This window comes from Arthrobacter sp. TB 23, assembly GCF_000294595.1.
Classification (GTDB): domain Bacteria; phylum Actinomycetota; class Actinomycetes; order Actinomycetales; family Micrococcaceae; genus Arthrobacter_D.
Window position 1 is genome coordinate 1 of the sequence record NZ_ALPM01000032.1, and the last position, 10,081, is coordinate 10,081.

The window sequence follows — 10,081 nt, forward strand, 5'->3', positions numbered from 1 at the left end:
GACCGGCTGGCCCGCGACGGCTGGTCCATCGCGATCCTGGACATCGACGGCGCCGCAGCCGAAGAAGCCGCTGCGGACATTGCCCAGCGCCACGGTGTGCAGACGGTCGGCGTCGCCGCCGACGTGTCGGACGAGGCCTCGGTTGACGCGGCTCTGACCACTGTTGAGGCTTCGGTGCCGCCCATCGTCGCGCTGGTCAACCTGGCCGGGATCAGCTCCCCCACCGAGTTCATGCAGGAAACCAAGGCGGCCTGGGACCGGGTGTTCGCCGTCAACATGACCGGCACGTTCCTGGTCACACAGCGCGCTCTGCACGGGATGATCGAGCGCAAGCTTGGCCGCGTGGTCAGCATTTCCTCCATCTCGGCGCAGCGTGGCGGCGGCACCTACTCGAAGGTGGCCTACAGCGCGTCGAAGGCCGGCATCATCGGCTTCACCCGGGCGCTGGCCCGCGAAATGGGCGAGCACGGCATCACCGTCAACGCTGTGGCTCCCGGCCCGGTGGACACCGACATCATGGGCGGCACCCTCACCGAGGAACGCAAGCAGGACATGTCCAAGGACATCCTGATGGGCCGGGTCGGCACTGTCGACGACATCGCCGCCCTGATCTGCTTCCTGGTGGGCCCCGACGCCGGTTACATCACGGCCGCCACCTACGACATCAACGGTGGGCTGCAGATCTCCTAGCTGCACTGGCGGGGCGGGTCAATCGTCCGTAGCCGAGCGCACCTCGGCTGCGGTGTCATCGGGGACATTGTCGGCACCCACATCGTCGGCGGCGTCGTTGTGGTCGTTGTCGTCTTTGTCCCCGGTTGTCGGCTGTGAGTGCCGGGCGCCCGCCTCGTCTGGGGTGACGTTCTCGGCCAGTCCCAGTGCACGCCGGGCATCATCGTCACTGAGACCGAAAAGCGTCTTGACGTGCAAGTCGCGCTGCGGGAACGGAATTTCGATCCCATGCGCCTGCAGGGCGGAGTGCAGCGCCCAGTTATACGCCGCCGTCACGGCCACCGGTTTCTTGGTGGCCTCGGGGTTGAGCCAGACGACAAGTTCAAAGTTCAGCGAGCTCGTATCGAACTTGCTGAGCCAGACTTGCGGCCGCTGGGGGCCGTCGAGGTGAAGGGTGAAAGGCACAGCTGCGGCAGCTTCCAGGGCCGCCTTCTTCACCACGTTCTTTTCCGTCCCGTAGGCAACCCCAAAGGGCACGCGAAGCCGCCGCAGCACGTCACGGTGAGTCCAGTTCACCACCCGGCCGGAGACAAACTCGGAGTTCGGAACCAGGATGTCAATGTTGTCGTTGGTGACGATCGTCGTCGCCCGGATCTTGATGTCGCGCACCTCGCCGGTCACGCCGGACTCGAGTTCCACAAAATCGCCGATCTTCAGCGACTTATCGAGCAGCAGCACCACGCCCGAAATGAAGTTGCTGAACAATGCCTGTAGCCCAAAACCGAGGCCCACCCCCAGAGCACCAGCCAACACGGCGAAGTCACTCAGCGGCACCCCGAGTGCCGAAATCGCCAGGAAAAAGCCGATCACCAGAACGGTGTAGGCAACCAGTCTCGACAGGGTGTACCAGGTTGAGAGATGGGTGCTCTGCTGGGTACGGGAGCGACGCAAAATGATTCTGCGCAGCACGAACGCCGTCACACCAGCCGCAACCAGGATGCCGACAGCGGTCAGCACATCGATCAGGCTAATCGACGTGCCAAAAACTGCGACCGCGGCACTGGTTTGCTGATGACCCATCTGCTGAGCCAAGCACAGCATGCTTCGATGCCACGAAGGCGCGCCGAGACGACCCGGGCGGCAAGCCCAGTCAGTGATCTGTTGCCCACAGCCAGACCAACAGACCGCCTACCCTGTCTATCGTTGAGGTGCGTACAATAATCCTGCTGTCATCAGCCAGATGAAGGAGTGTTCACCTGATACGGGCCATCAGTTACAACCTGCGCGAACACAAGGCCAGCGATGAGTTGGAGGACCTTGTCCAGCGGTACGCAGTCGATCTGCTGTGCCTTCAGGAGTGCGATGCCTCCGACCTGCCAGCAACTGTGGGCGACCTGCAGCTGGCGATTGCCACGCGGGAAAACCGGCTCGGGCTTGCCCTCTACTATCGGGAGGAGCGCTTCACAGCGGTTCATACCAGGGCCATGATGCTGAAAAAGTCGCTTCACGACCGCGTGCTCGCTCCCGCACATGAGCGACTGATCGGCCTCCAGCTGATCGAAAACCAGACCAATCAGGGCCTCGTGGTCGGATCCTTCCACGCTGCTCCGCTGACGGCGTCGAATTCGTTGCGCCGCAAACAGATCCACGCCTCGCACGCCGAGCTCCTCGGGATGGGCACTGGAGTAGCGACCCTCATGCTGGGCGATTTCAACTACCCGTTCTTCACGCAGCGTCTCACCAGGCATATGAAGGACTCCGGATACGACCTGTCGCTCAGCGATCTAAGGACCTACACCCGTTACCGAGTCTTCCGGGGGCACTTCGATTTCGCGACCTCCCGCGGGCTGGACATCCAGAGCGTTGAGACCCTGCCGCGCGGCGCTTCAGACCACCTCCCCATCCTGGTCCGGGCCGAGTACAGCCCGGCGAATAGCCAGGCCTCGGCCGTAGCCTAGGCGAACTACGCCGCAGCGCGACACCCACCCGCGCTTCATTGACCCGCCGGGCCTGGTCAGAACCTCCCATTGGGTTCGGGGCAGTGGCATCCTTCCGGCGCACAGGCGGGGGCATTCGGCGCAGCTACATTGACCCGCCCCGTGAGACCCCCTAGGATTTTATCCAATCAGCAGAAGTGTTCTTCCACGATGCGAATAATCGCACCGTCATTGATCACCGCTGATCCGTACAACAAAGGGGTTTTACGCCAATGTCACTGCACACCAGCTCCACATCAGCCGTCCTGGCCGGGGCACGGTCAGCTTCCCTATCCGAAGCAGACCGGCGCGATGCGAGTACCGACCGCTCCGGCTACGTTTCGCAGTCCTTGCCGGACGGGGTTGTCTTCGCCGAGACCACCGACGACGTCGTTTCCACCCTCCGGCTGGCCGCCGCCCACCGTACCCCGATCGTCACCCGTGGTGCTGGCACCGGGCTGGCCGCCGGTGCCTCCGCACGGTCCGGCGAAGTGGTCCTCGACGTGTCCCGGATGAACAAAATCCTGCGCATCGACCCGGTAGAGCAGCTCGCCGTCGTCGAACCCGGAGTCCTGAACGCCGATCTGAACGCCGCCGTCGGAGAATACGGGCTGTTTTACGCGCCGGATCCGGCCAGCACATCCATCTGCTCGATCGGCGGCAACGTCGCCACCAACGCCGGTGGCATGCGGTGCGCAAAATACGGTGTCACCCGGGACGCGGTGCTGTCACTGAACGTGGTCCTCGCCGATGGCCGTCAGCTCCGGACCGGCCGCGAAACCATGAAAGGCGTTTCCGGATATGACCTCAACGCATTGATCGTCGGCTCCGAGGGGACGCTCGGCGTCGTCACCGAGGCGACGCTGCGGCTCCGTCCACTTCCGGTGGCGACGGCGACGGTCGCGGCCTTTTTCCCGGACTTCGCCACCGCGGCGCAGGCGGCATCGGCGGTCATCGCGTCCCGGATTCAGCCGTCCATGCTGGAGCTGATCGACGGTCAGACGCTCGAGGCGATCGATATGGCGATGGGCACCACCTACCGGTCGCAGGGCGGAGCGTTCCTGCTGGCGCAAACCGACGGGTACGGCGCCCACCTGGAACAGGATGTGCTGATCGAGGCCATCAGGCCGTTCGCCACCTCGATCGAGAAAGCGAAGGACGACGAACACGCCGCGGAACTCATCACCGCCCGCCGGGAGGCCATTCCCTGCCTGGAGAAACTGGGCCGGGTGTCGATTGGCGATATCGGCGTCCCGCGGGGCCGGCTGGCCGAGGTGGCGGTCGGGTTGAAGGACATCTCAGAGCGCACCGGGGTGCGGATCTACTCGGTGGTCCACGCGTCGGACGGCAACCTGCACCCCATGCTGGTCCTGAATCCCGAGGACTCAGTCACCGAGGGGCCGGCGAAGGTCGCCCTCGGCGAGATGTTCTACCTGGCGAAGAGCCTCGGCGGCACCCTGACCGGCGAGCACGGCATCGGGCTGCTCAAGCGTGACTGGCTGCTGCCTGAACTGGGCGAGGTATCCCTCGACGTGATGCGGTCCATCAAGGACGCTATCGACCCGCACGGACTCCTCAACCCCGGCAAGGCCATCTAGGTCTTTCGCGAGGGGCGGTCCGGTTACCCGGGCCGCCCCTCTTTTTTGTGCGCTTTTTTCTGGTGCGGGCCAGCCCGGGTGTCGAAGACGAACAGGCTGGCCCGCAGAGAAGTGCCGTGGCCGCACAAGAGTGGTCGCCCAACAGCAATCCTGCGGGTTGACCACTCTTCCGTGGACGCCGTGCGGTTCGTGCACTTCTTTGTAACGAGCGAAGGGGCGGCATCCGGGTTCTGTGGATGCCGCCCCTTCGTTGGTCGTGTCTAGGCCCTGCGGAGTGACCTAGACACGCCGGTGTGGCTTAGAGCCGATCCCGGTTGTCGACGTCGTCATCCCCCGGTGCCGAATCGCGCCCAGTCGAACCGCGGGTGGTCGAACCGCGCCCGGTCGAACGGCGGGTGGTCGAACCGCTACCGGTCGCCGCACCAGCACTATTGACAGAACCATCACCATTCACGGATCCACCGCCGACCAGCGACAGCGCATCCTTGCCCTGGAAGCGCATCATCCATCGGGCCAGGAAGACCAGCCCGATCAGCAGGGCCGCCAGCACAAAGGTGCCGAGGTTCAGGCCCAGACCGAAGATGAACAGCGACGCCACAGCTCCCGCCGCCACACAGTAGTACAGGGTCACGAGGATCGTCTTGCGGAGCAGGTCACCCTCCCGGCCCAGCAGGCCAACGGTCGCGGAGGCCGCAACGATGTTGTGGATCGCAATCGGGTTACCACCGGCACCACCCACCGCCTGTGCAGCGACAACCTGCTCAGGCGGAACACCGATTGCCACACCGGTGGAGAACTGGAACTGGGCGAAGGTCAGGTTCGACACGGTGTTCGACCCGGCAACAAACGCCCCCAGCGCGCCGATGAACGGCGCGATGACCGGCCAGGAGACACCGGAAATGGCTGCGGCGCCCTCGGCCAGGGTGACCGGCATGCTTGAGAGGCCCGAGTCGTTGAGGTCCGGACCAGACTGGATCAGCACCCGCACCAGCGGGACGGCGAACAGCAGGGCGACGGCGGTGCCAGCCAACTGCTTTCCTGACACCTTCAGCGTCTGGGCAATCTGCTTCCCGCTCATCCGGTGAATCAGGTAACCGAAGATGGCGGCGAGGATCATCAGGAACGCCGGCGAGTAGAACGGCTGCACATTGGTGGTGATGCTCGTGCCGAGGATGTTCTCAAAGGGAATCTGAATTCCGGTCAGGAACTCCTTCAGCGGAGCGATCACCCGGGTGCCTACCAGCAGGACCGCCATCAACACGTAGGGCGACCAGGCGCTGATGATGCTCATGTGGGTCCGGACGTCAGTTGCCTCGGACGGTTCGATGGTGCCCATCCAGCGGTCGGACCAGGAGGAGCGCGGCCCGAAGTCGAAGGTGTCCTTCGGCATCAGGAAGCCCTTGCTGGAGGTGAACATGACCAGCATCAGCCCGATCAGTCCGCCGAACAGGGACGGGAACTCCGGTCCGAGGAAACGTGCAACGGTCACATACGGGATGGTCATCGCGAGCGACGCGTAAATGGCGAACGGCCAGACGGCCAGGCCGTCGCGGAAACGCCGCTCCGGGCCAAAGAAACCGGTGAGCATGCAGACCAGGATCAGCGGGATCAGGATTCCGACAATCGCGTGGATTGCAGCCACCTGGAAACCGATGTTCGAGACGTACTCTGGCATGGTCAACCCGAGGACGGCGATACGCTCGCCCACTGCCGGGTCTCCGCCCAGCCCGTTGGTCACACCGACCAGGATGGGCGTACCGACGGCGCCGAAGCTCACCGGCGTGCTCTGGATGATCAGACCCACCATGACGGCTGCCATCGCCGGGAAGCCCATGGCCAGCAACAACGGGGCGACGACGGCGGCCGGCGTACCGAAGCCCGACGCACCCTCGATGAAGCTGCCGAACAGCCAGCCGATGATGATGGCCTGCACCCGGCGGTCGGCCGAGATGTTGTTGAAGCCCGCCCTGATGGTCGCCATGGCGCCACCGATGGTGAGCGTCGAGAGCAACAGCAGCGCACCGAAGACGATATAGAGCAGGGTCGCGGCGACGATCAACCCTTCGAGCGACGCCGCGAGAATGCCCGTGAAATCCATCTCCCAAACAAGCAGCGCCACGAGCACCACTAAAACGTAGCCGACCGGCATGGCGTATTTCGCTGGCCAGCGGAACCCCGCCAGCAATACCCCCACTACCAGGATCGGCGCCAACGCCAACAAACTAAGCACCGCAAGATTGTCCATAAACCAGTCCCCTTTGACTGAGGCTACCGAATGACTCCACGACTATGAACGCCACCGACCGCGCGTTTCACACGACGAAGCACTTCCACATTGTGGAATAAGATTTCTACCAACGAATAAGACCTTAGGTCTGACCACAGGAACAGTCAATGGGTGGCTGGCAGATTGGGCCCATCTGCGGGTGTGGTGCGACGAGCGGTCGTCCGGCTAGTCGCCGTCGGATATCTGCCGCAGGTGCTCGCGTCAGCGGCCGATGGCTCGTGGACCGGCGCGATGATTAACATGGTCCTTATGGAAGAGGAACTGAAGCGCGACCTCGCAGCGCACCGCGGCCTCGACCAAACCGACTCAACCTCAAAGGTGACCGCCTCATGACCTCCCACGACCACCAGCCGCACGACACCCCCGAGCAGGCGTTCACCGAATACGACCAGACGTACTGGGACGCGTTCTACAACGATCGGCCCTCCGTCTGGAGCGGACAGCCCAACGCGCAACTTGTCACCGAGGTGGCCGACCTGACGCCTGGAACTGCGCTCGACGTCGGCTGCGGAGAAGGCGCAGACGCCATCTGGCTCGCCCGCCAGGGGTGGACCGTGACCGCCGTCGACATCTCCCAGGTGGCCCTGACCCGGGGTGCCGAGAATGCTGCAACCGATCCGGCCTCGGCCGCTCGGATCACCTGGACCCGCCAGAACCTTCTGGAGTGGGCTCCCCCGGAGTCCTCTTTCGATCTCGTCTCGGCCCAGTTCATGCACCTGCCGAAGGAAGAACGTGAACCGTTGTTTACCCGGTTGGCGGCCGCCGTCGCGCCCGGCGGCACGCTGTTGATTGTGGGCCACCACCCGACGGACATGGAATCCGGCGCGCACCGGCCTCCCCGCTCCGACCTCTTCTACACCGCCGAGGAGATTGGTTTGCTCCTGGTTCCGGGGCAGTGGGACATCGTGACCGAGTCGCGGGAACGGGTGCAGACCCACGACGGCGAGGCCCTGACCATCCACGATGCGGTGCTGCGCGCCCGCCGGAGGTCCTGACCGGTTTCGGCTTCCGGGGAAGAAACTGGCTCCGGGATGCCTTATAGAAGGAGAGCTGTCCGCAGCACCACACCCCCCACCGAAGGAATTCCATGACGTATCAAACAAACACGCCGGTTGCAGCAACCGCCGCGCAGACCATCTTCCGGGTAGCCCTTGGCGGCGTCCTCGTCGCCCACGGTTCACAGAAACTGTTCGGCTGGTTCGGCGGCGGAGGCATCGACGGAACCAGTAAGGGCATGGACGCCATGGGTTTCCGCCCGGCAAAGACCAGCGCCGTCCTTGCCGGATTGGGTGAGGCTGGCGCGGGTCTGGCACTCGCCGTCGGGCTCGGCACCCCGGCTGCCGGTGCTGCTGCCGCGACGACCATGGGTGTCGCGGCAAGCGTCCACACGCCAAACGGTTTCTTCGCGACAGAGGGAGGCTTCGAATACCCGGCCGTGCTGGGACTCGCTGCCACCTCATTCGCTATCGCGGGCGCCGGCGCTGTGTCCCTGGACTCGGTTACCGGCCACGTCCTCGACCGGCCCTGGATGCGTGCCACCGCGCTGGCCGCGATCCCCGTTGCGATCGGTGTTCAGCTCTACCGCCGCCGGAAGACCCTGGCAGCCGACGCCGCGTCAGCGTCGGACGCCACCCCGGCAGCCGAAGGCTCAACCGACCCAGCCTAAACAGCCACACCATCGCGTTGGCCGTGCCCCGGACGTTCGGTGCACGGCCAACGCCGTTAAGGCTGGTGGCACAATGAGTGCCATGACGGCAATCATGCTCGGCTGGAATCCCGATCTGCGGGAGGGGTGGCAGTTCGCCTACTCCGCGGTGCAGGATGCCGTGCACGACGCCGGATTCGCTTCCGTTCGGTGGCCGGCCGTCGTTCCCCCCGTTCCCCCTGGCTCTGATGTCTGGCTGGTTCTGCAGGGCGCCAACGAGCGGGGCCTGTTCGGTCACGGGACTGTCGTCACGACGCCCGACGACGGCGGACTCCTCGACGTCGACCTCCTCCTCCCCCGCGGCGAACACATCCCCGAGGCAGTGCTGTTCGGCCGCGTGCCGGGCCTCCCCTTCGACGATGGCGCGGCCGTTCTCACCGTCGACCATGAACAGCTCCTCCGGGCCGTGTGGGCCGACTATGCGCCGTCGTCGGAGAATCATCCCGTCGACCCGACCGCTGGCACACTTCCCGCCAGCGCCCTGCTGCGAAGCCGCGTCAACCGCTACGAGCACGACCCCGAAGCTCACCGTCAAAGCATCGCCCACCATGGCAGCAGCTGTGCCGTCTGCCACTTCAACTTCGAGGAGACCTACGGCACCCTTGGTGCTGGCTTCATCCAGGTCCACCACATCGTGCCCGGCCCGCAACTGACCGCCGACTATGTGCTGGATCCATTGACCGATCTGGTCCCAATGTGCGCCAACTGCCATGCAATGGCGCATCGCCGGGCACCTAATCCCTATTCGCCAGCCGAGCTTCGCCGGCTGATTCGCCCGTCGAGCCACCTGGAGGGGTCCGTCGTGGACCCCGTAGAGCAGCGCGCTCAGGAAGATGCCGCCCGGATCCTCAGGTCCTCTTCCGGACCAGTGGAGAAGAACCCTGACCCGAACTTGTCGGTCTAAGGCACACCCACGCATGGACCAGCCGCCGGAGGGCGCTCCGTCTCGTTCAATAGCTACTTCATGCGCAACATAGCGCCTGCATCCTCCCTTTTCGATCTTTCGATGCACGTAAGCATCTGAGGGATTCACGTATTTGAGCGGGCTGACCGAGATAGCTGCGTAAGTCAGACAAGCAATATCGCCACCCAAGGTGACACCGATTCACACCACAATAATGTCAGCGTTTGCATACCGGTTCAACATCACTCTGAGGCAAGGGTCACCGGCTTCTTATTCTCTGGCGGGGGGCTACAGAACGGCATGTATGGTTCTTCGTCAAGCATTGCGAATAAAGATCGAGGGACAAACTCCTCACAATCTATCGATTTCTGCCGATATAAGTAAGTGAAGAAGTGGGCAACGGGCGGTAATCTAGACAACGTCGATCCGCTCGGTCTACACAATTTCGCAACAACACAATAGGGGACAAATGAATATTTGGGGAGCTACTCGGCCCGCACGGAAGGCCGCTATCGCTTTGCTTACTGCGAGCATGCTAGCCGTATCGACTTTGTCTCCTGGGGTTGGGAACGCACGAGCCTTCGTGCCCCTCAATAGTGCTCCCGCCGCTGACACGAGTGCGCCAGTCCTCGTGAGCTCTTCAGTCGATAAGACCGAATTCAACCTCAACGATGGTCCCGCCACCTTCACCATCAAAGTGCGGATCACCGACGCAACCGGAGTGAAGACCCCAACCCTCACCGTGTCCCACTCAGATACCAGCCAGTCCCACGGATTCGGCTCGATGACCCTGGTTTCCGGCACTTCCAAAGACGGAACATACGAACGCACAGTGACCATTCCCCAAGGCTCAGCACCAGGGCAATGGGAAGTTCTCCTCTTCCCACTCGGGGACACCCTCGGCAACAGTGGCAGCTTCCGCACCCTCGAAACCATCACCAT

The 10,081-nt window shown here is 63.7% G+C and carries 10 protein-coding genes; 8 read left to right on the forward strand and 2 right to left on the reverse strand.

The features are described from left to right. Positions 1-690, forward strand: a 690-nt coding sequence (locus B384_RS0104045) for an SDR family NAD(P)-dependent oxidoreductase (RefSeq protein ID WP_019481863.1), incomplete at its 5' end; no start/stop codon positions are given. Positions 691-708: 18 nt separating this feature from the next. Here the strand turns inward: B384_RS0104045 and B384_RS0104050 are convergent. Then, positions 709-1,749 carry a mechanosensitive ion channel family protein gene (locus B384_RS0104050; protein WP_026040957.1) on the reverse strand — a complete coding sequence of 347 codons (1,041 nt, stop codon included), beginning with the start codon at positions 1,747-1,749 and terminating at the stop codon, positions 709-711. Positions 1,750-1,928: 179 nt separating this feature from the next. Here B384_RS0104050 and B384_RS17670 point away from each other — a divergent pair, with 179 nt between their 5' ends. Further along, positions 1,929-2,627 carry an endonuclease/exonuclease/phosphatase family protein gene (locus B384_RS17670; RefSeq protein ID WP_035766393.1) on the forward strand — a complete coding sequence of 233 codons (699 nt, stop codon included), beginning with the start codon at positions 1,929-1,931 and terminating at the stop codon, positions 2,625-2,627. A 251-nt stretch (positions 2,628-2,878) separates the two neighbouring features. Next, complete coding sequence (locus tag B384_RS0104060; RefSeq protein ID WP_019481866.1) at positions 2,879-4,243, forward strand: FAD-binding oxidoreductase; 1,365 nt, start codon at positions 2,879-2,881, stop codon at positions 4,241-4,243. Positions 4,244-4,541: 298 nt separating this feature from the next. Here the strand turns inward: B384_RS0104060 and B384_RS0104065 are convergent, their stop codons facing one another. Further along, the gene (locus tag B384_RS0104065; RefSeq protein WP_019481867.1) at positions 4,542-6,488 is read right to left on the reverse strand and encodes an L-lactate permease; all 1,947 of its coding nucleotides are present in this window, start codon (positions 6,486-6,488) and stop codon (positions 4,542-4,544) included. Between the two features lie 153 nt (positions 6,489-6,641). Here B384_RS0104065 and B384_RS0104070 point away from each other — a divergent pair, with 153 nt between their 5' ends. From B384_RS0104070 to B384_RS0104090, 5 genes are all read left to right on the forward strand, one after another. Further along, entirely contained in the window at positions 6,642-6,863 is a 222-nt protein-coding gene (locus B384_RS0104070) for a hypothetical protein (RefSeq protein WP_026040958.1), read from the forward strand. Further along, positions 6,860-7,525, forward strand: coding sequence for a class I SAM-dependent methyltransferase (locus B384_RS0104075; RefSeq protein ID WP_019481869.1), 666 nt, complete (start codon positions 6,860-6,862; stop codon positions 7,523-7,525). Before B384_RS0104070 ends, B384_RS0104075 begins: the two co-directional genes overlap by 4 nt. A gap of 92 nt (positions 7,526-7,617) precedes the next feature. Beyond that, positions 7,618-8,196 carry a DoxX family protein gene (locus B384_RS0104080; RefSeq protein WP_019481870.1) on the forward strand — a complete coding sequence of 193 codons (579 nt, stop codon included), beginning with the start codon at positions 7,618-7,620 and terminating at the stop codon, positions 8,194-8,196. 82 nt (positions 8,197-8,278) lie between these two features. Beyond that, complete coding sequence (locus tag B384_RS17675; RefSeq protein ID WP_237715227.1) at positions 8,279-9,139, forward strand: HNH endonuclease; 861 nt, start codon at positions 8,279-8,281, stop codon at positions 9,137-9,139. Positions 9,140-9,770: 631 nt separating this feature from the next. Beyond that, positions 9,771-10,081: hypothetical protein (locus B384_RS0104090; protein ID WP_026040959.1), on the forward strand; the 311-nt coding region annotated here is incomplete at its 3' end.

What these genes read in the sequence shown, in the direction of transcription:
- B384_RS0104050 (WP_026040957.1), bottom strand. Translation starts at nt 1,749, where the DNA reads ATGGGTCATCAGCAAACCAGTGCCGCGGTCGCAGTTTTTGGCACGTCG.
- B384_RS0104060 (WP_019481866.1), top strand. Translation starts at nt 2,879, where the DNA reads ATGTCACTGCACACCAGCTCCACATCAGCCGTCCTGGCCGGGGCACGG.
- B384_RS0104065 (WP_019481867.1), bottom strand. Translation starts at nt 6,488, where the DNA reads ATGGACAATCTTGCGGTGCTTAGTTTGTTGGCGTTGGCGCCGATCCTG.
- B384_RS0104075 (WP_019481869.1), top strand. Translation starts at nt 6,860, where the DNA reads ATGACCTCCCACGACCACCAGCCGCACGACACCCCCGAGCAGGCGTTC.
- B384_RS0104080 (WP_019481870.1), top strand. Translation starts at nt 7,618, where the DNA reads ATGACGTATCAAACAAACACGCCGGTTGCAGCAACCGCCGCGCAGACC.
- B384_RS17675 (WP_237715227.1), top strand. Translation starts at nt 8,279, where the DNA reads ATGACGGCAATCATGCTCGGCTGGAATCCCGATCTGCGGGAGGGGTGG.